General features: G+C 58.8%; 19 protein-coding genes. 3 read left to right on the top strand and 16 right to left on the bottom strand.

The genetic code is table 11. The features are described 5' to 3' along the window. Positions 1 to 159: 159 nt before the first annotated feature. Together ACYZTW_RS06225 and ACYZTW_RS06220 are read right to left on the bottom strand one after the other, a co-directional pair. On the bottom strand, positions 160 to 708 hold the full coding sequence (locus ACYZTW_RS06225; RefSeq protein WP_074873962.1) for a sugar ABC transporter ATPase: 549 nt from the start codon (positions 706 to 708) through the stop codon (positions 160 to 162). Positions 709 to 875: 167 nt separating this feature from the next. Further along, positions 876 to 1640: a sulfite exporter TauE/SafE family protein gene (locus ACYZTW_RS06220; RefSeq protein WP_462004163.1), complete on the bottom strand. Its 765-nt coding sequence runs from the start codon at positions 1638 to 1640 to the stop codon at positions 876 to 878. Between the two features lie 154 nt (positions 1641 to 1794). Between ACYZTW_RS06220 and xseA the strand changes: the two genes are divergently transcribed. Both xseA and ACYZTW_RS06210 read left to right on the top strand, forming a co-directional pair. Beyond that, positions 1795 to 3174, top strand: coding sequence for an exodeoxyribonuclease VII large subunit (gene xseA, locus ACYZTW_RS06215; protein ID WP_462005708.1), 1380 nt, complete (start codon positions 1795 to 1797; stop codon positions 3172 to 3174). Between the two features lie 3 nt (positions 3175 to 3177). Then, positions 3178 to 3999: a peptidoglycan DD-metalloendopeptidase family protein gene (locus tag ACYZTW_RS06210; RefSeq protein WP_462004162.1), complete on the top strand. Its 822-nt coding sequence runs from the start codon at positions 3178 to 3180 to the stop codon at positions 3997 to 3999. Positions 4000 to 4118: 119 nt separating this feature from the next. Here the strand turns inward: ACYZTW_RS06210 and ACYZTW_RS06205 are convergent, their stop codons facing one another. Continuing rightward, positions 4119 to 4475: a hypothetical protein gene (locus ACYZTW_RS06205; RefSeq protein ID WP_462004161.1), complete on the bottom strand. Its 357-nt coding sequence runs from the start codon at positions 4473 to 4475 to the stop codon at positions 4119 to 4121. A gap of 396 nt (positions 4476 to 4871) precedes the next feature. Between ACYZTW_RS06205 and leuA the strand changes: the two genes are divergently transcribed. After that, positions 4872 to 6551, top strand: coding sequence for a 2-isopropylmalate synthase (gene leuA, locus ACYZTW_RS06200; RefSeq protein ID WP_462004160.1), 1680 nt, complete (start codon positions 4872 to 4874; stop codon positions 6549 to 6551). A gap of 205 nt (positions 6552 to 6756) precedes the next feature. On the opposite strand, the gene ACYZTW_RS06195 is transcribed toward leuA, so the two are convergent. The 13 genes from ACYZTW_RS06195 to fdx form a co-directional block, all read right to left on the bottom strand. Next, the gene (locus ACYZTW_RS06195) at positions 6757 to 7548 is read right to left on the bottom strand and encodes an amidohydrolase (protein WP_462004159.1); all 792 of its coding nucleotides are present in this window, start codon (positions 7546 to 7548) and stop codon (positions 6757 to 6759) included. Then, positions 7536 to 8684 (bottom strand): pyridoxal phosphate-dependent aminotransferase, encoded by a 1149-nt coding sequence (locus tag ACYZTW_RS06190; protein ID WP_462004158.1) that lies wholly within the window; start codon positions 8682 to 8684, stop codon positions 7536 to 7538. Before ACYZTW_RS06190 ends, ACYZTW_RS06195 begins: the two co-directional genes overlap by 13 nt. A gap of 291 nt (positions 8685 to 8975) precedes the next feature. Next, a complete protein-coding gene (gene der, locus ACYZTW_RS06185; RefSeq protein WP_462004157.1) occupies positions 8976 to 10445 on the bottom strand; it encodes a ribosome biogenesis GTPase Der in 1470 nt (489 codons plus the stop codon). A 139-nt stretch (positions 10446 to 10584) separates the two neighbouring features. Beyond that, a complete protein-coding gene (gene bamB / locus ACYZTW_RS06180; protein ID WP_462004156.1) occupies positions 10585 to 11736 on the bottom strand; it encodes an outer membrane protein assembly factor BamB in 1152 nt (383 codons plus the stop codon). Continuing rightward, positions 11729 to 12370: a tetratricopeptide repeat protein gene (locus ACYZTW_RS06175; protein ID WP_462004155.1), complete on the bottom strand. Its 642-nt coding sequence runs from the start codon at positions 12368 to 12370 to the stop codon at positions 11729 to 11731. Before ACYZTW_RS06175 ends, bamB begins: the two co-directional genes overlap by 8 nt. Before the next feature lie 40 nt (positions 12371 to 12410). Next, the gene (gene hisS / locus ACYZTW_RS06170; protein ID WP_462004154.1) at positions 12411 to 13700 is read right to left on the bottom strand and encodes a histidine--tRNA ligase; all 1290 of its coding nucleotides are present in this window, start codon (positions 13698 to 13700) and stop codon (positions 12411 to 12413) included. A gap of 37 nt (positions 13701 to 13737) precedes the next feature. Beyond that, positions 13738 to 14847, bottom strand: a complete 1110-nt coding sequence (ispG, locus tag ACYZTW_RS06165) for a flavodoxin-dependent (E)-4-hydroxy-3-methylbut-2-enyl-diphosphate synthase (RefSeq protein WP_010457850.1) — start codon at positions 14845 to 14847, stop codon at positions 13738 to 13740. A 3-nt stretch (positions 14848 to 14850) separates the two neighbouring features. Then, positions 14851 to 15882, bottom strand: a complete 1032-nt coding sequence (locus ACYZTW_RS06160; RefSeq protein ID WP_462005707.1) for a RodZ domain-containing protein — start codon at positions 15880 to 15882, stop codon at positions 14851 to 14853. Beyond that, the gene (pilW, locus tag ACYZTW_RS06155; RefSeq protein WP_462004153.1) at positions 15882 to 16640 is read right to left on the bottom strand and encodes a type IV pilus biogenesis/stability protein PilW; all 759 of its coding nucleotides are present in this window, start codon (positions 16638 to 16640) and stop codon (positions 15882 to 15884) included. Before pilW ends, ACYZTW_RS06160 begins: the two co-directional genes overlap by 1 nt. Positions 16641 to 16652: 12 nt before the next feature. Further along, positions 16653 to 17801: a dual-specificity RNA methyltransferase RlmN gene (gene rlmN, locus ACYZTW_RS06150; protein ID WP_059403385.1), complete on the bottom strand. Its 1149-nt coding sequence runs from the start codon at positions 17799 to 17801 to the stop codon at positions 16653 to 16655. Between the two features lie 28 nt (positions 17802 to 17829). Beyond that, a complete protein-coding gene (gene ndk / locus ACYZTW_RS06145) occupies positions 17830 to 18255 on the bottom strand; it encodes a nucleoside-diphosphate kinase (protein WP_007916882.1) in 426 nt (141 codons plus the stop codon). A 92-nt stretch (positions 18256 to 18347) separates the two neighbouring features. Then, entirely contained in the window at positions 18348 to 18548 is a 201-nt protein-coding gene (gene iscX, locus ACYZTW_RS06140) for a Fe-S cluster assembly protein IscX (RefSeq protein WP_095079942.1), read from the bottom strand. A gap of 14 nt (positions 18549 to 18562) precedes the next feature. After that, entirely contained in the window at positions 18563 to 18904 is a 342-nt protein-coding gene (fdx, locus tag ACYZTW_RS06135; protein ID WP_033061467.1) for an ISC system 2Fe-2S type ferredoxin, read from the bottom strand.

The following is an 18904-nucleotide window of genomic DNA, read 5'->3' as shown; positions in this document are numbered from 1 at the left end:
GTAAAACTCTGTCTATTATTAGCATTACTGATATACGGGGGTTATTGCTGCGTAGGAGCTGCCGAAGGCTGCGATCTTTTGATCTTGATTTTCGGCGCGGCTAAAAATTTCAAGATCAAAATATTGCAGCCTTCGGCAGCGCCTACACGGGTATCGCATTCACAGTTCGACTTTGACCCAACTGACAGGCTGATCGAGCCAATCGGCAAATTCGTCGATAAAACTCTGCTTGAACCCGGCCTCGGCCCAGTTGTTGAAGATAAAACCCAGGTTGGAAAAGCCGCATTCCTGCAGGAAAAGAAAGCCGTTGATGTCATCTTCATGCCCGCATTCCGGACACGTGAAGTTATCGGTGCGCCCCGGCATCCAGTCTTCCAGGCTTTCGAACAGCGCTTCGCCGACTTCCTTGCGGCACTCGGCGCAGCCCGCCTCTTCAAGGAAACCCTTGGCCGGCGTATAGATGCAACGTTTGGTGATGATTTCCAGGCCATTGATCGGTTCGCCGAACGGCAGGGCTTCCGGGTGCAACACCACGGCGCGGGCACCGTCGGCGATGGCATGAGCCATGCGGTTGCCAGTGCGGCCACAGGTGGTCAGTTCTTCCTTGACGATGTTCTTGCGTACCAGCCAACGCACGACCGCCCGGGCCCGGGGTTCGTGCACCGGCAGTGTTGAGATTTTCGGGACGATGATACTTTGCGAGTTCATGATGCAAGCCTACTGCGTCAAATGGATTTTCTGCGGTGTGCCGATTTACGCCTTCGCGAGCAGGCTCGCTCCCACATGATCACCATACGACGCAGATCCAATGTGGGAGCGAGCCTGCTCGCGAAGGCTATAGAGCGGCCGGCAGCTTAATCCCTGACGAAATACGGTCAAGCACTCAAATATCGTCCGATCAAGGCAATCCCGCTGGCCAGCACCAACCAGGTCACCAGCCGCACAAACGCCTCGCGGGACAATCTCATGGTCAACCGCCGGCCGATCCACAGCCCCAATGCCATGGCCGGCAATAAACACAGCGCCAATACCAACAAGGGTAGCTCGGCATACACACCTGCGACGGCAAACAGGCTCAAACGCACCACGGTGCTGCAACTGATCAAAGCACTTTGGGTCGCCCGGGCCGCCTCTTTGGGCAGGCGACTGTTCAAGTAGATCGCATATAAAAAGCCGCCGCTGCCAAACAACGCCCCAAACATCCCACCCACCGTGCCCATCGGCACGGCCCAACCGGCGGACAATTGCCTCGGACGGGTTTTGACCCACAGGCTGTAAATCGCATAGGCGCTGATAAACAGCCCCATCAACAGCAACAACACATCGGATTTCAGATTCAGTAAAAAAATCACCCCCACCGTGCAGCCCACCGCCATGCACGGCAGCAGCCGCAGCAACTCGGGCTTCGCCACATCACGTCGCGAAGGCAGCAGATTGCCGAACGCCGCGACGAAATCCAGCAGCACCAACAACGGCACGATTTTCGACAGCGGCATGAACAGAATCAGAATCGGCCCTGCCACCAACGCGGTGCCGAAACCGGCGATGCCGAACACGATGTAGGCCAGGGCAATGCCCAGGCCGATCACCAGCCAATCCGTAGCGCCGAATGGCCATTGGCTCAACAATTCACTCAACATTTCGTCCAATCCATGTAGGAGCTGCCGAAGGCTGCGATCTTTTGATCTTGATTTTCGGTGGAGCCGGAACCCAGAAGATCAAAAGATCGCAGCCTTCGGCAGCTCCTACAAGGGATCGTGCATTCATCTGGAGATTGCCTTTATCATGCGCCCCATGATTAAAGATCCCTTTGCAAGACTCGGCCTGGACCGTGAAGTCCTGACTGTCAGCCAGCTCAACGGCCGCGCGCGGGTGTTGCTCGAAGACGTGTTCAGCAACATCTGGGTCGAAGGCGAAATTTCCAACCTCGCCCGTCCGGCGTCCGGTCACGTGTATTTCACGCTCAAGGACAGCGGCGCCCAGGTGCGTTGCGCACTGTTCCGGCAGAACGCGGCGCGGGTGCGTCAGGCGTTGAAGGATGGTCTGGCGGTCAAGGTCCGCGGCAAGGTTTCGCTGTTCGAGGGCCGCGGTGACTATCAGCTGATCCTCGATACCGTGGAGCCGGCCGGTGATGGTGCGCTGCGTCTGGCCTTCGATGCGCTGAAGGAAAAACTCAGTGCCGAAGGCCTGTTCAGTGCCGAGCGCAAAGTGCCGCTGCCAGCGCATCCGCAACGCATCGGCATCGTCAGCTCGCCCACCGGCGCGGTGATCCGCGACATCATCAGCGTATTCCGCCGCCGTGCGCCGCAGATCCAACTGACGTTGATCCCCACCGCCGTGCAAGGCCGCGAAGCCACTGCGCAGATTGTCCGCGCATTGAAACTGGCGGACGCCCGCGGTTTCGATGCGCTGATTCTGGCCCGTGGCGGCGGTTCGCTGGAGGACCTCTGGTGCTTCAACGAAGAAGCCGTGGCCCGCGCCGTGGATGCTTGCGTGACGCCTATTGTCAGCGCCGTCGGCCATGAAACCGACGTCTCGATCAGCGACTTCGTGGCTGACGTCCGCGCCCCGACGCCTTCCGCCGCCGCCGAACTGCTCGCACCGGATTCCAGCGATCTGGTCCGTCGGGTCGAAAGCCTGCATCGACGGCTGGTGATGCGCATCCGCGACCGTTTGATGCGTGATCGACTGCGCCTGGAAGGCATGTCTCGTCGCCTTCGTCATCCCGGCGAACGTCTGCGCCAGCAAGCGCAGCGCCTGGATGACCTGGACATGCGCATGCGCCGCGCGTTCGAACGCAGCCTCAATACCCGTCGCGAACGGTTGATCCGTCTGGAAACCCGCCTCGCCGGGCAACATCCCGGCCGGCAACTGGCGATGCTCCGTCAGCGCCTCGACAGCCTTGCCGAACGCCTGCCCCGTGCCATGCGCGAAGGGCTCAAATCCCGTCGCCTGCAACTGCAAAGCCAGATGCAGACGCTGCATGTGGTCAGCCCTTTGGCGACCCTAGGCCGTGGCTACAGCATTCTGCTGGACGAACGCGGCAACGCAATCCGCAACGCCGCGCAAACCCACAATGGTCAGCGCCTGAAAGCCAGACTTGGCGAAGGCGAGCTGCAAGTGCGGGTCGAAGACAATCACCTGACGCCCGTCACCCTTTCTTTACTGGATTGATCCATGCCGCGTTTTTTAGCTCCGCTGCTGTTGCTGTGCCTGACCTTCAACGCCCACGCCGACAGTTACATCACCCGCCTGTTGAACAAACCGGTGCCGGGCGGCGTGGCCGTGGTGGATCTGGGCGCCTCGGCACAGGCGCCGAAGGCCAGTTATCAAGGCAAACCCGTACTGGTAATCAAGGAGCAGAACAATTGGCTAGCGATTGTCGGCGTGCCGCTGACGGTTAAACCGGGCACTCAGCAACTGAGCAGCGGTGATCGTAATCTGAGTTTCGCCGTGGGTTTCAAGAAATACCCGGAACAGCACATCACCTTGAAGAACACACGCCAGGTCAATCCGAATCCGGACGACCTAAAACGTATCGAGGGTGAGTTGGCCGAACAGATCCAGGCTTACCGCAGCTTCAGCCCGAACACCCCGAGTAATCTGCTGCTGGACAAACCGGTCAACGGCCCGCTGTCGAGCAAGTTCGGCGTGCGCCGCTTCTTCAATGGTGAAGAGCGTAATCCTCACGCCGGCCTGGACTTCGCCGTGCCGGCCGGTACGCCGATCAAGACCCCGGCTGCCGGCAAGGTGATCCTGATCGGCAACTACTTTTTCAACGGCAACACGGTGTTTGTCGATCACGGGCAGGGCTTTATCAGCATGTTCTGCCACATGTCGAAGATCGACGTGAAGGTGGGCCAGCAATTGACCCGTGGTGGAGTGGTCGGGAAAGTCGGTTCCACCGGGCGCGCGACCGGGCCGCATATGCACTGGAATGTCAGCCTGAATGATGCGCGGGTGGATCCGGCGATTTTTATTGGGGCGTTTCAGCCTTAAATTGCCGTTGAGGCTACCGACCTCTTCGCGAGCAGGCTCGCTCCCACATTGGGTTTGTGTACGCCACAGATCGACTGTGGGAGCGAGCCTGCTCGCAATGACGGCATAACACCCGCCACCTATTCAGCCTCCAAGTCCTCAATCCCATGGACTTCCCGGTCTGCCAGGCAGTGTTTGATCCAGGTTTGAGTTTCCTCCGAGAAGCCGGTCAACTCTTCAGGTGTGATCAACTCACGGGCACATAGCCCCAGCAAGTGAGAGCGGGCCTCATGCCGTGAAAACCTGAAAACTCCAAACGCCCAATAAATCTCTTTTTGCCCGGCTTTCAGCAGTTCTTCACTGGCTTCAATCCGCTCATAAGGCACCAGGCTTTTATCCAGCACCGTTCGCTCGACCTCTTCCATGATCCGAATGCATAGCCGCTCATGGGCCAACGGACGCAACGCGCTATAAAGCTTCCAATCTGACTCGTTCATCACCGACTCCTGCCTGCCAGTAGTCCTGTTGAGTCTTTAAGAATAGCCGCCCTGACCGAGCCGCAGCCGCCAACTTTCAATTGCGCATCGCTCAAACCTCGCGCAAACATAAAAACAATCACCACCCTTCACCGCAATAAAATCTCGATAAATACAACTTTTCGAGGATTCCTCTCAATTTTTTTCGACCGCTTGCCATCCTTCACCCTCGCGGTTAGGGTTGAAGGCATGAAAACCTCTCACACCCTCATTCAGCTTCGCCAGCACCGCAGCCTGTGCCTTGTCAGTGCACGACTGCCAGGCTGAATCGCGGTGCCTCGTCCTACGCTTTATCCCCAGAACATTTGATCCACCGGCAGGCCGCCTTTTTTCGGCCCACACAATAAGGATTTCCCGATGAGCATGCTCAAAGACCCGTCTTCGAAATACCGCGCGTTCCCGACCATCGACATCCCGGACCGCACCTGGCCGTCGAAGACCATTACCGCCGCGCCGATCTGGTGCAGCTCGGACCTTCGCGACGGGAACCAGTCGCTGATCGAGCCAATGGACGCGGTCAAGAAGCTGCGTTTCTGGAAAACCCTGGTGTCGGTCGGCGTTAAAGAAATCGAAGCGTCGTTCCCGGCGGCTTCGCAAACTGACTTCGATTTCGTGCGCACCCTGATCGAAGGCAATCACATCCCGGACGACACCACCATTCAGGTGCTGACCCAGGGCCGTGAAGACTTGATCGAGCGCACCTTCGAGTCCCTGCGCGGGGCGAAGAAAGCCATTGTTCACCTGTACAACGCCACCTCCCCTTCCTTCCGCCGCATAGTCTTCAACCAGGACAAGGAAGGGGTCAAGGCCATCGCCGTGAACGCGGCCAAGCTGTTCGTCAAATATGCCGCCCAGCAGCCAAACACCGAGTGGACCTTCGAATACTCGCCAGAAACCTTCAGCGCCACTGAGCTCGAGTTCGCCAAAGAAGTCTGCGACGCGGTGATCGACGTCTGGAACCCGACACCTGAGCACAAGGTGATTCTCAACCTGCCAGCCACCGTCGAATGCGCGACCCCGAACATCTATGCCGACCAGATCGAATGGTTCGGCCGTCACATCAACCGTCGTGACAGCGTGATCATCAGCCTGCACACCCACAATGATCGTGGCACTGGCGTTGCGGCTACCGAACTGGGCCTGATGGCTGGCGCTGACCGCGTTGAAGGCTGCCTGTTCGGCAACGGCGAGCGCACCGGCAACGTCGACCTCGTGACCGTGGCACTGAATCTCTACACCCAGGGCATTCACCCTGAGCTGGACTTCTCCGACATCGACGGCGTGCGCAAAGTCGTCGAAGAATGCAACCAGATCCAGGTGCACCCACGTCATCCATACGTCGGCGACCTGGTTCACACCGCCTTCTCCGGCTCCCACCAGGACGCGATCCGCAAGGGCTTCGCCCAGCAGAAACCGGACGCCCTGTGGGAAGTGCCGTACTTGCCGATCGATCCGGCCGATATCGGCCGCAGCTACGAGGCAGTGATCCGCGTCAACAGCCAGTCGGGCAAGGGCGGTATCGCTTACCTGCTGGAACAGGAATACGGCATCAGCTTGCCGCGTCGCATGCAGATCGAGTTCAGCCAGGTCGTGCAGCGTGAAACCGATCGCCTGGGCCTGGAGATGACGGCTCAGCAGATCCACGCGCTGCTCCACAGCGAGTACTTGCAGGCCAACACCCCGTACGCGCTGGTCAGCCATCGCCTGCAGGAAGAAAACGGTCACAGCGCCGTCGAAGTGGAAGTCTCTGGTAAAGGTCAGGGTGAAACCAACCTGCACTGGCGTGGCAAGGGCAACGGTGCCCTGGAAGCGCTGGTGGCCGGTCTGCCGATTCCGGTTGAAATCATGGACTACAACGAACACGCCATCGGTTCGGGCACCAATGCCAAGGCTGCGGCCTACATTGAACTGCGCGTGAACGGTGAACGTGCCGTGCATGGCGTCGGTATCGATGAAAACATCACCACCGCCAGCTTCAAGGCCCTTTTCAGCGCGCTGAACCGCTCCCTGAGCCAGCCGGAAGCGAAAGCGGCATAAGCCTTCGCTGAAATACAAAAGGCCCCGAGGTGAAAACCTCGGGGCCTTTTTGTTTGCCTGTACTTTTTGTGTCGCCTGTCATGGCCTCATCGCGAGCAGGCTCGCTCCCACATTGGATTTTGGATGAACACAAAATTGGGGGTTCACACGATCTACTGTGGGAGCGAGCCTGCTCGCGATGACGGCAGGCCAGGCAACGACAATTTCAGGTGAACTCGAAGGTATCAGCATCCAGATTCGCCGGAAACCGCGTGCGATAAGCCTGAAGATCTGCAGCGTTCAGAACGACCTGAAACACGCCATCCGCTTCGCCCGCACTGAGTAGCGTCTCCCCCTGGAAGTCCAGCACCTGGCTGTCGCCGGTATACGCAAAACCTTTTCCATCAGTACCAATGCGATTCACCGCCGCCACATAGCAAAGGTTTTCGATCGCCCGCGCCGGCAGCAAGCGGTTCCAGTGCTGACGCCGTGCACCCGGCCAGTTGGCGGTGTACAGCAGCAAATCGGTGTCCTGAGCATCGCGGCTCCAGACCGGAAAGCGCAGGTCGTAGCAAATCAGCGGCCGCACGCGCCAGCCCTTCAGCTCGAACTGCACCTGACGCTCACCCGGCGTGTAGTGATTGTGCTCACCGGCCATGCGGAACAGATGGCGCTTGTCGTAGTGCCACACCTCCCCGTCCGGCCGCGCCCACAACAGGCGATTGCGGTGGCTGCCGTCAGCCGCCTGGACGATCACGCTGCCGGTGATCACCGCATCGAGTTTCGCTGCCTGAACCCGCAGCCATTTGCTGGTCGGACCATTTTCCGACTCGGCGAGGGTCTCGGACTCCATCGAGAAACCGGTGGTGAACATCTCCGGCAGAATGATCAGGTCCGCCCCGCGAGCCTGTTCCAGCAACGGCTCGAAATGCTCCAGATTGGCCTGACGATCGTGCCAGGCCAGGGTGGTCTGGATCAGCGCGATGTTCAGATTGGGTAGCGCACTCAGATCACGCATAGTTTTGCCGCTGCTTCACGCAGGGTCTCCTCGCGTTTGGCGAAGCACAGGCGCACCAGGCGCTGGCCTTCGGGCGGGGTCTGGTAGAACACCGAGATCGGGATGCTCGCCACGCCATGTTCGCGAGTCATCCACAACGCCATCTCGACATCATTGAGGTCCGGGCGGATCTGCGAGTAATCGACCAATTGGAAATACGTGCCGGCCACTCGGGTGAAACTGAAGCGCGATGGCGTCAGCAGATCGCAGAACAGATCGCGCTTGGCCTGATAGAAAGCCGGCAGTTCTTCGACGTGTTCCGGGTGCTCGGCCATGAAGTCGGCCAGGGCGTATTGCAGCGGCGTCACGCCGCAGAAACTGACGTATTGGTGAACCTTGCGCAGCTCGGCGGTGAGGGCCGGCGGTGCGACCACGTAGCCGGTTTTCCAGCCAGTGACGTGATAGGTCTTGCCGAAGGAGCTGACCACGAATGCACGCTGGTACAGCTCTTCATGGGCCAACACGCTGACATGGGGCACACCATCGAACACCAGGTGTTCGTACACCTCATCGCTGATGACATAGATGTCGCGGTCGCGGATCAACGCCGCCAGCTGATCCAGCTCGGCACGACTGATCAGCGCGCCGCTAGGGTTGTGCGGGCTGTTAAGGATGATCATCCGCGTGCGCGGCGTAATGGCTTCACCCAGCTTCAGAAAGTCGATGGCAAAGTCATTCAGGCCCAACTGCACATGGACGCAGCGACCACCGGCCAGCTCAACCGAAGGTTCATAACTGTCGTAGGCCGGATCGAAGACGATCACTTCGTCACCGCTGTGGATAACTGCCTGAATGGCGCAAAAGATCGCTTGAGTCGCACCGGGTGTGACTGTCACTTCATGGTCGGCATCCACATTGACGCCGTAGCTGCGGGCGATCTTCGCCGCAATCTGCTGACGCAATGCCGCAAGGCCGGTCATCGGCGAATACTGGTTGTGGCCATTGGCGATATGCCGACCGACCGCATCGCACAGCGCCTGCGGGGCATCGAAATCGGGAAAACCCTGGGACAGGTTCAGCGCCCCGGTTTGCGCCGCGAGCTGAGACATCTGAGTGAAGATAGTGATGCCGACATTCGGCAGCTTACTGGTGATCATCGGTGATTCCCTGCTCTACACCCGGCTCTACGGCGGCGCGGGAGAGCCCGAGGATAGCCCAAACGACGCCCATAAAAAAAGGGCGCCTGCTGGCACCCTTCTTCTAAACATCACCGCATTACGCTGTGGTGAGGGGATTTATCCCCGTTGGGTGGCGTAGCCGCCCCAAAACCATCCACTGCGGTCTGTCAGATAAACCGCGGTGCAGGGTTTACGACTACTTCGTAGCCGAACGGGGATAAATCCCCTCACCACAACAGCTCCACACACAAAATGGTGTGGGGTTGTGAATCAGCGCTTGTCGCGGCGCTTCTTGTCGGCTTTCTTGTGGTGAGTCATCAAACGACGCTTCTTGTTGACCTGACGGTCGGTGAGCGTGTTCTTGTTGCCTTCGTACGGGTTCTCGCCGCCCTTGAACTCGATGCGGATCGGCGTACCGACCAGCTTCAAGACACGACGGTAAGTGTTTTCCAGGTAACGAACGTAAGACTTCGGCACCTTCTCGATCTGGTTACCGTGAATCACGATGATCGGCGGGTTAGCACCACCCAAGTGGGCATAACGCAGCTTGATCCGACGGTTGTTGACCATCGGTGGCGCGTGCTCACCAACCGCATCTTCCAGAATCGTGGTCAGGCGGTTGGTTGGCCAGCGGGTGACCGCAGACTTGAACGAGTTCTGTACGGAGGCGTAGAGGTTGCCCACGCCCGTGCCGTGCAGGGCCGAGATGAAGTGAATGTCGGCGTAGTCAACGAAGAACAGTCGACGTTGCAGCTCGACCTTCACGAAGTCGCGCTCGCTCGGCGTCATGCCATCCCACTTGTTGATCGCGATCACCAGCGCACGACCCGACTCAATGGCGAAGCCCAGCAGGTTGAGATCGTGATCGACCACGCCTTCGCGGGCGTCCATCACAAAGATCACCACGTTGGCGTCTTTGATCGCCTGCAGGGTCTTGACCACGGAGAATTTTTCGACTTCTTCATGGATCTTGCCGCGCTTGCGCACACCGGCGGTGTCGATCAGCGTGTACTTCTCGTCGTTACGCTCGAACGGGATGTAGATACTGTCGCGGGTGGTGCCGGGCTCGTCATAGACGATTACCCGGTCTTCACCGAGCATGCGATTGACCAGGGTCGACTTGCCGACGTTCGGGCGGCCGATGATCGCGATCTTGATCCCGTCTTTTTCGCTAGGGCCAGGAATGCGCTTGGCTTCCTCGCCTTCGGCAACGATCTCTTCTTCGCCATCTTCCGGCTCTTCGTCGTCTTTCGGGAAGTCGCTCAGGGCGATTTCCAGCATCTGGGTGATGCCACGACCATGAGCACCGGCGATCGGGATCGCGTGGCCCATGCCCAACGGGGCGAATTCAGCGCGGGCCATTTCAGGGTCGATGTTGTCGACCTTGTTGGCAACCACGTAAGAACGCTTGTTACGTTTGCGCAAATGCTCGGCGATCATCTGGTCGGCGGCGGTGAAACCGGCCTTGGCATCTACCAGGAACAGAACGACATCCGCTTCTTCAATGGCCAGCAGCGACTGCTCGGCCATTTTTTCGTCCATACCGTGCTCGTCACCGGAGATACCGCCGGTGTCGACCAGAATGTAGGAACGCCCTTGCCACTTGGCCTCACCGTATTGGCGATCACGGGTCAGACCGGACAAGTCGCCGACGATGGCGTCGCGAGTCCTGGTCAGGCGGTTGAACAAGGTGGACTTGCCGACGTTCGGTCGGCCCACCAGGGCGATTACGGGAACCATGCGGCTCTCCACTTCGTTATTTCAGAAAATACAAAAGCCGCTGCGAGGCAGCGGCTGGTGCTCGGGGCAGCGCTTGAGGGCGCTGCGAACCCCGTGGGACGGGGCTGCCTGGGGTTTAACCCCAAGCATAGTCAAACCTTTACTTAATGGTCAGGGCTTCCAGTTTGCCGCTGTTGCCATACAGATAAATCGTGTCACCCACCACCAGCGGACGGGCACGCAGGCCGTCGCTGTCGATGCGCTCGCGGCCGACGAAACGACCGTCCACCTGGCTCAGCAGATGCAGGTAACCTTCCATATCACCGACTGCAACATAGCTGGAGAACACTTCCGGAGCCGACAGTTGACGACGGGCCAGCGAATCGTTGCTCCACAAAGCTGTGGTGGAACGTTCGTCGACGCCTTCAACGGTGCCCGAAGACAGGCTCACGTAAACGTTGCCAAAACCCTGGGCGACACCGGCATAGCTGGAAGCATCACGCTGCCAGAGCTGACGACCGCTTTCCAGATCCAGTGCCGCAACGCGACCCTGATAGCTGGCGACATACAGCGTACCGCCGGAAAGCAGCAGGCCACCGTCGATATCGACAACGCGCTCCAGTTCCGAACGGCCTTGTGGAATCGCTACACGTTGTTCCCACACCGGCACGCCGTTGGAAATATCGAGAGCGACCACTTTACCGGTCGACAGGCCAGCCACCGCGAGGCGATTGGTGACGATCGGCGCACTGGTGCCGCGCAGGGTCAATACCGCCGGAGTGCTGTCATACAACCAGCGCTGCGTGCCGGTAGCTGCATCCAGACCGATCAGACGGTCATCCTGAGTCTGAACGACAACGACATCACCGTTGTTGGCAGGCGGTGCGAGGACTTCACTGGACACGCGAGCGCGCCATTTCTCTTCACCGTTGATGGCGTCCAGGGCAACGATTTCACCCTTGATTGTACCGAACGTGACCAGACCGTAACCCACGCCAACGGCGCCGGAAACAGGCAGTTCAAGGTCCTTCTTCCATTTGACGTCGCCATTGCTGCGATCCATCGCCATCACCACACCGGTGACGTCGGCGGCATAGATGGTATCGCCATCGATCGCCGGAACCAGCATGTTGTACGTTTCGCCCTGACCGTCACCGATCGAACGACTCCACTGCTTTTGCAGAACCACTTCTTCTTTGAAGTCGGTCAACTCGGCCGGTGGCAGTTCTTTTTTGCTGTTGCTGCTGCAACCCGCGGCCAGTATGGCCAGAGCCAGCAATGCTGCATGTTTCCAACGAATCACGTCACGCATCCCCTTTGGCCAGGTCGTCCAGCTTGATTTGTAGGCCACCGACCGCCGCTTCATCCGACAGTGCTGCCTTGGCTTTTTGATACGCCGCGTTCGCTTCGTCGGTACGACCCAACTGCACCAGCAGGTCGCCTTTGAGTTCTTCGCGAGTAGCCAGGAATGCTTTATCGGCATCGCCTTCGAGCAATTTCAGGGCTTCATCAGCCTTGTTCTGCGCGGCCAGCACCTGCGCCAGGCGCTGACGAGCAATTTCGCCCAGCGCCGGGTTGGCCGGTTTGGCGACGATGGCTTTCAGCTCGCTGGCTGCGTCATCCAGCTTGCCGCTGTCGACCGCGACTTTCGCCACGAACAGGCTGCCGTATTGCGCGTACGCGCTACCGCCGAACTCGCTGTTGAGCTTGCCGGCCAGGTCCGCAACACGGGCGGCATCAGGCTTGCCGTCTGGCGTCAGCGTGGTTTCCAGCAGTTGCTGATAGAGCATCGAGGCGCCTTGCGACTGATTGCTCTGATACTTGTGAAGGGCCTGCCAGCCGAACACGATGACCAGCGCCAACAGGCCGCCAGTGACCAGGGGCTTGCCGTTGCGTGTCCACCAGTCCTTCAAATCCGCCAGATGTTCGTCTTCGGTACTCGACACCCCAATACTCCTTAATCGCTAAATCAGCTGTTTGACAGCTTCAACCCTGCACGACGCAGGTGGCCAGGTGTGCAGCAAGCGCATCCCAGGCAATGCTTTGTTGTTCGCCCTGGCCACGCAGGGGTTTGAAACCTACCACTTGCTGGGCCATTTCGTCGTCACCGAGGATCAGCGCGTACAACGCACCGCTCTTGTCGGCTTTCTTGAACTGGCTTTTGAAGCTGCCGGCGCCGGCATTCACTTGCAGGCGCAGGTTGGGCAATTGATCACGAACACGTTCACTCAGGGCCAGACCGGCCAGCTCGGCGGCTTCACCGAAGGCACAGAGGTAGACGTCGACCTGACGGGAGATTTCTTCCGGGATCTGCTCCAGGGTTTCAAGCAACAACACCAGGCGCTCAATGCCCATGGCGAAACCTACGCCCGGGGTCGGCTTGCCGCCCATCTGCTCGACCAGACCGTCGTAGCGACCGCCGGCACACACAGTGCCCTGGGCGCCCAACTGATCGGTGACCCATTCGAAAACGGTCTTGCTGTAGTAATCCAGCCCGCGTACCAGCTTCGGGTTGATCACGTAAGGAATGCCGGCGGCGTCCAGGCGAGCCTTGAGGCCCTCGAAGTGCACGCGGGATTCTTCATCCAGGTAGTCGGCCATTTTCGGCGCGTCGACCAGGACCGCTTGAGTATCGGCGTTCTTGGTATCCAGAACCCGCAAAGGGTTGGTCTTCAGACGGCGCTGGCTGTCTTCATCCAGCTTGTCCAGGCGGGCCGAAAGGAACTCGACCAGCGCTTCGCGATAGCGACCGCGGGACTCGGCAGTGCCCAGGCTGTTGAGCTCGAGCTTGACCGCATCACGGATGCCCAGTTCGCCCCACAGGCGCCAGGTCAGCACGATCAGCTCGGCATCAATGTCCGGACCGTCGAGGTTGAACACTTCGCAACCGATCTGGTGGAACTGGCGATAACGGCCTTTCTGCGGACGCTCGTGGCGGAACATCGGGCCGATGTACCAGAGTTTCTGCACCTGGCCACCGCCGGTGATGCCGTGCTCAAGCACCGCACGTACGCAGGCCGCCGTGCCTTCAGGGCGCAGGGTCAGCGAGTCGCCGTTGCGGTCGTCGAAGGTGTACATCTCTTTTTCGACGATGTCGGTCACTTCACCGATCGAGCGCTTGAACAGCTCGGTGAACTCGACGATCGGCATGCGGATCTGCTTGTAACCGTAGTTATCCAGCAGACGCGAGACGGTGCCCTCGAAATGACGCCACAGGGGAGTCTGCTCGGGCAGGATGTCGTTCATGCCACGTATGGCTTGCAGAGACTTGCTCACTATAAATCCTTAAATTCGTTCGGCTCTTTAGTCAGGCTCAGCCACGCGCGATAACGGCAGCGTCGGCTTCGACCTTTTCGGCCGCTTTCTGGCGGATCAAGCGTTCAAGCTCATCCACCAGATTGTCATTCGTCAGTTTCTGCGACGGCTTGCCGTCGATATAAATCAGGTTTGGCGTGCCGCCGGTCAAGCCGATATGTGCTTCCTTGGCTTCGCCCGGCCCGTTGACCACGCAACCGATGACCGCGACATCCAGCGGCACCAGCAGGTCTTCGAGGCGCCCTTCCAGCTCGTTCATGGTTTTGACCACATCGAAGTTCTGCCGCGAGCAGCTCGGGCAGGCAATGAAGTTGATGCCACGGGAACGCAGGTGCAGGGATTTGAGAATGTCGTAGCCGACTTTCACTTCCTCGACCGGGTCGGCCGCCAACGAGATGCGAATAGTATCGCCAATCCCTTCGGCGAGCAGCATACCGAGGCCCACGGCGGATTTCACCGTGCCTGAACGCAAACCACCGGCTTCGGTGATGCCCAGGTGCAGCGGCTGGACGATTTCCTTGGCCAGCAAGCGGTAGGCGGCGACGGCCATGAACACGTCGGAGGCTTTCACACTGACCTTGAAGTCCTGGAAGTTCAGACGCTCAAGGTGCTCGACGTGACGCAGGGCCGACTCGACCAGCGCGGCCGGGGTTGGCTCGCCGTATTTCTTTTGCAGGTCTTTTTCCAGGGAACCGGCGTTGACGCCGATGCGGATCGGGATCCCGCGATCACGGGCGGCATCGACTACCGCACGCACGCGGTCTTCGCGACCGATGTTGCCCGGGTTGATTCGCAGACAGTCAACGCCCAATTCGGCTACGCGCAGAGCGATCTTGTAGTCGAAGTGGATGTCGGCAACCAACGGTACTTTGACCAGTTGCTTGATCTTGCCGAAGGCTTCGGCGGCATCCATGTCGGGCACGGAAATTCGCACGATATCGACGCCAGCCGCTTCCAGACGATTGATCTGGGCCACGGTGGCTGCTACGTCATTGGTGTCGCTGTTGGTCATGCTCTGCACAGCGATAGGCGCATCGCCGCCAACGGGCACGTTACCGACCCAGATCTTGCGGGATTCGCGACGTTTGATTGGAGATTCGCCGTGCATGACTTATTGACCCAACTTCAGGCGAGCAGTCTCGCCACTGGTGAACGGAGCGACATCAACCACCTGCCCGTTGTAGCTGACCTGCGCGCCACGGGCGAAGCCCAGACGCACGGAAAACGGTGGCTTGCCGCTGACAGAAACGTTTTCGCCTTTGCGCTTGAGACCGCTCAACAGCACCTTGCCGGTGCCATCGGTCACTTGCGTCCAGCAGTCGGCAGTGAATTGCAGTTGAACATGGCCTTGGCCGGCAACCGGAGCCGCCGCTGCTGGAGCGGGAATGGTCGGTGTAACCGAAGCAGTTGCAGACTGTGTCGGTACAGCTGCAACAGCTGGGACTGGCGTTGCCGGAGTTGCGACAACCGGTGCGGTGCTGTGCGCCGGTGCAGCCGGTGTTGGCGCGGGTGCAGTCGGTGCGGTTATCGGCACAGTTGCTTCAGCTTCGGTCGACGCATCAGTCGACGTCTCGGCTTGCGGCAATGCAAGAGCGGTTGTGCCTTCAGCCTGACCTTCCGCGACAGCCTGGTCTTCCGGCTCGTCCAGCGGATGGATCTGGGTGGTGCCGTCGGCGCCTTCGACTTCAACGTGTTCCGGGCTCAGGCTAATCAGGTCTTTGGTGCGCAGTGAGGTTTGGTCCTGCCACCAGATAAAACCACCACCAATCACTGCGATCAGCAACAGCAGGCTGACAATTCGCAAAATGGTGTGGGAAACCCGAACCGGCTCTTCGATACGTCCCAGGCTATGAACGTTGCTGCCCTGGGAGTCGGTGCCGGTGGATTGGTCGAACTGCTGGACCAGTACGGTTTGATCCATGCCCAGCAATTTCGCGTAGGCGCGAATATAACCGCGAGCAAAGGTATGCCCAGGCAGCTTGTCGAAAGCGCCGGCTTCCAGATTGCTCAGGGAATTGACGGTGAGGTTGAGCTTGAGGGCCACTTCGGCCAGCGACCAGCCATTGCTTTCGCGGGCCTGGCGCAAGGTCTCACCGGGATTAACGCGATTCGCTGCTACAACTTCGGGATGCGCCGCTTTCATCATTGCTCCGACAGGTATTGCTGATATTCCGGCGTACCGGGATAGAGTCGTTTTAGTTGCAGGCCAAAACTGGCGGCCTTGTCGCGATCATCAAACACTTTTGCCAGCCGAACGCCGAGCAATAGACTACGTGCATTTTGCTCGCTGAGCAGGCTAAAACGATCGTAATAGTCACGCGCGGGCACATAATGCCTGTCTTCGAAGGACAACTCAGCCATTTCCAGCAATGCACGTGGCTGTTGGCGATTCAAACGCAGGGATTTTTCCAGCTGCTGCTGCGCCAGATCGCGCTGCCCCAGCTTCGAAGCGGTCATGCCGAGGTTCTCGAACACCCGCGATCGCTCGGGATACAAGGTATCGGCGGCGGCCTGTTCAAAGCGCTCGTAGGCCTCTTTGTAACGTTTTTCTTCGAAAAGAAAACTGCCGTAATTGTTCAGGATTCGCGCATCGTTGGGGCGGGAAGACAACGCCTTGCGAAAATGCTGATCCGCCAGCTCCGGCTCCATCTCGGCCTGGAATACCAGACCCAGCGCAGCGTTGGCATCCGGATCCGAGTCATCCAGATCCAGCGCTTTCTTCAACGGCACTTTCGCCCGTTCGGTCATGCCCTGTTGCAAGTACCCCAAGCCCAGCTGCACATAGGCAACGCGCGCCTCATCGCGGCCCTTGCTGGTCTTCATCGGGTTGAAATCGCCCGACAGGACACAACCAGCACACAGGCTGGCCAATAGCAAAAGCAGCGCGAAGCGCAGGGACATAGAGATCCTCTCTTAATTATTGTTCGCAGCGTTCTGTGCGATATCGTTTTCGGCGCTTAACTCGCGCACGGCGATATAACGTTCGCTGCGACGGGTGCGATCCAGCACCTGCCCTACCAATTGGCCACACGCGGCATCGATGTCTTCACCGCGGGTGGTGCGTACGGTGACATTGAAGCCGGCATGGTGAAGCTGATCCTGGAAACGACGAATCGCGTTGTTGCTCGGACGCTCGTAACCGGAATGCGGGAACGGGTTGAACGGAATCAGGTTGATCTTGCACGGGATGTTCTTGAGCAACTCGATCATTTCGACCGCGTGTTCGACCTTGTCGTTAATGTCCTTGAGCAAGGTGTACTCAATGGTCAGCACGCGCTTCTCGCCCAGGGACGACATGTAGCGCTGGCACGACTCGAGCAGCATCTTAAGCGGATACTTCTTGTTGATCGGCACCAATTGGTTACGCAATGCGTCGTTCGGTGCATGCAGGGACAACGCCAGGGAGACGTCGATGTGCTTGGACAGCTCATCAATCATCGGCACCACACCCGATGTAGACAGGGTAACGCGGCGCTTGGAGATCCCGTAGCCCAGGTCATCCATCATCAGATGCATGGCGGCCACGACGTTGTCGAAGTTCAGCAGCGGCTCACCCATGCCCATCATCACCACGTTGGTGATGGCACGGTCGGCGGTCGCCGGGATGCTGCCGAACGATTTATTGGCAATCCACACCTGGCCGATGACTTCGGCGGCAGTGAGGTTGCTGTTGAAACCTTGCTTGCCGGTGGAGCAGAAACTGCAATCCAGGGCACAGCCTGCCTGGGACGAAACGCACAAAGTGCCGCGTTTGCCCTGGGGAATGTACACGGTCTCGACGCAGCTGCCGGACGCCACGCGCACCACCCATTTACGGGTGCCGTCGGTGGAAATGTCCTCGCTGACCACTTCGGGGCCGCGGACTTCAGCAATAGCCTTGAGCTTGTCGCGCAAGGCCTTGCTGACGTTCGTCATGGCGTCGAAATCATCAACGCCAAGGTGGTGAATCCATTTCATTACCTGACCGGCACGGAAACGCTTCTCCCCGATTGAGTCGAAGAATTTTTCCATTTCCAGCTGAGTCAGACCCAGCAGGTTGGTTTTTACAGTCGATGTAGTCATGGATTCACCTTCACTCTTAAGCCAATGCTTAGCGAGTGGTTACTTCAGTAGCTGCGAAGAAGTACGAGATTTCGCGAGCAGCAGCGGCTTCGGAGTCCGAACCGTGTACAGCGTTGGCGTCGATGGAGTCAGCGAAGTCAGCGCGGATGGTACCGGCAGCAGCTTCTTTAGGGTTGGTAGCGCCCATCAGCTCACGGTTCAGAGCGATAGCGTTTTCGCCTTCCAGAACCTGAACGACAACCGGACCGGAGATCATGAAAGCAACCAGGTCGCCGAAGAAACCACGAGCGCTGTGCTCAGCGTAGAAGCCTTCAGCTTCGGCTTTGGACAGTTGCTTCAGTTTCGAAGCTACAACGCGCAGGCCAGCTTTTTCGAAACGAGTGGTGATCTCGCCGATAACGTTTTTTGCAACAGCGTCAGGCTTGATGATGGAGAAAGTACGTTGAACAGCCATGGTGTAACTCCAGAAACGGTAATTTGCGAAAAATTAAACCCGCGAATTATACGCGGGTTCTTTGGTATTGCCTAACTGCGTACGGCGCAGACTCAGTCTGCTTCTTCGATCCAGGCGGCCTGAATGGCTTCAAGCACCTTCTCGCCACCGCGGGTCGGATCATCACTGAACTCCGGCAATGCCAGCACCCATTGGTGCAGATCGACGAAGTTCACATAATGCGGATCCACATCCGGCTTGGATTCAGCCAGCTGGATCGCGATTTCCAGCACATCAACCCATTTCAGACTCATTTCAGTTCCTTGAATCAGTGCGGCGCTTCAGCCGCATGGTTGACCGAGTATTTCGGAATTTCGACAGTCAGGTCTTCATTCCCGACGATCGCCTGACAGCCTAGACGCGATTGCGCCTCCAGACCCCAGGCACGATCAAGAAAGTCTTCTTCCAGCTCATCCGCCTCTTCCAGCGAGTCAAAGCCTTCACGAATGATGCAGTGACAGGTGGTGCAGGCGCAAACGCCACCACAGGCGCTTTCCATCTCGATATGGTGTTCGTGGGCCAGCTCGAGAATGGATGTACCCGGCTCAGCCTCCACAACCATGCCTTCCGGGCAAAACTTCTCGTGTGGCAGAAAAATGACCTGCGGCAT

It is taken from the genome of Pseudomonas sp. LB3P25 (genome assembly GCF_054897985.1).
The sequence above is the reverse complement of the archived record's forward strand: the minus strand, read 5'-3'. Positions and strand labels throughout refer to the sequence as shown.

Excerpts from the sequence above, each read along its gene's own strand:
- ispG (WP_010457850.1), bottom strand. The coding sequence starts at position 14,847 with ATGCACGGCGAATCTCCAATCAAACGTCGCGAATCCCGCAAGATCTGG.
- iscX (WP_095079942.1), bottom strand. The coding sequence starts at position 18,548 with ATGAGTCTGAAATGGGTTGATGTGCTGGAAATCGCGATCCAGCTGGCT.
- ACYZTW_RS06210 (WP_462004162.1), top strand. The coding sequence starts at position 3,178 with ATGCCGCGTTTTTTAGCTCCGCTGCTGTTGCTGTGCCTGACCTTCAAC.
- ACYZTW_RS06190 (WP_462004158.1), bottom strand. The coding sequence starts at position 8,684 with ATGATCACCAGTAAGCTGCCGAATGTCGGCATCACTATCTTCACTCAG.
- ACYZTW_RS06205 (WP_462004161.1), bottom strand. The coding sequence starts at position 4,475 with ATGAACGAGTCAGATTGGAAGCTTTATAGCGCGTTGCGTCCGTTGGCC.
- fdx (WP_033061467.1), bottom strand. The coding sequence starts at position 18,904 with ATGCCGCAGGTCATTTTTCTGCCACACGAGAAGTTTTGCCCGGAAGGC.
- bamB (WP_462004156.1), bottom strand. The coding sequence starts at position 11,736 with ATGCGTGACGTGATTCGTTGGAAACATGCAGCATTGCTGGCTCTGGCC.
- ACYZTW_RS06220 (WP_462004163.1), bottom strand. The coding sequence starts at position 1,640 with ATGTTGAGTGAATTGTTGAGCCAATGGCCATTCGGCGCTACGGATTGG.
- rlmN (WP_059403385.1), bottom strand. The coding sequence starts at position 17,801 with ATGACTACATCGACTGTAAAAACCAACCTGCTGGGTCTGACTCAGCTG.
- pilW (WP_462004153.1), bottom strand. The coding sequence starts at position 16,640 with ATGTCCCTGCGCTTCGCGCTGCTTTTGCTATTGGCCAGCCTGTGTGCT.
- ACYZTW_RS06160 (WP_462005707.1), bottom strand. The coding sequence starts at position 15,882 with ATGAAAGCGGCGCATCCCGAAGTTGTAGCAGCGAATCGCGTTAATCCC.
- ndk (WP_007916882.1), bottom strand. The coding sequence starts at position 18,255 with ATGGCTGTTCAACGTACTTTCTCCATCATCAAGCCTGACGCTGTTGCA.
- der (WP_462004157.1), bottom strand. The coding sequence starts at position 10,445 with ATGGTTCCCGTAATCGCCCTGGTGGGCCGACCGAACGTCGGCAAGTCC.
- leuA (WP_462004160.1), top strand. The coding sequence starts at position 4,872 with ATGAGCATGCTCAAAGACCCGTCTTCGAAATACCGCGCGTTCCCGACC.
- ACYZTW_RS06195 (WP_462004159.1), bottom strand. The coding sequence starts at position 7,548 with ATGCGTGATCTGAGTGCGCTACCCAATCTGAACATCGCGCTGATCCAG.
- ACYZTW_RS06225 (WP_074873962.1), bottom strand. The coding sequence starts at position 708 with ATGAACTCGCAAAGTATCATCGTCCCGAAAATCTCAACACTGCCGGTG.
- xseA (WP_462005708.1), top strand. The coding sequence starts at position 1,795 with ATGATTAAAGATCCCTTTGCAAGACTCGGCCTGGACCGTGAAGTCCTG.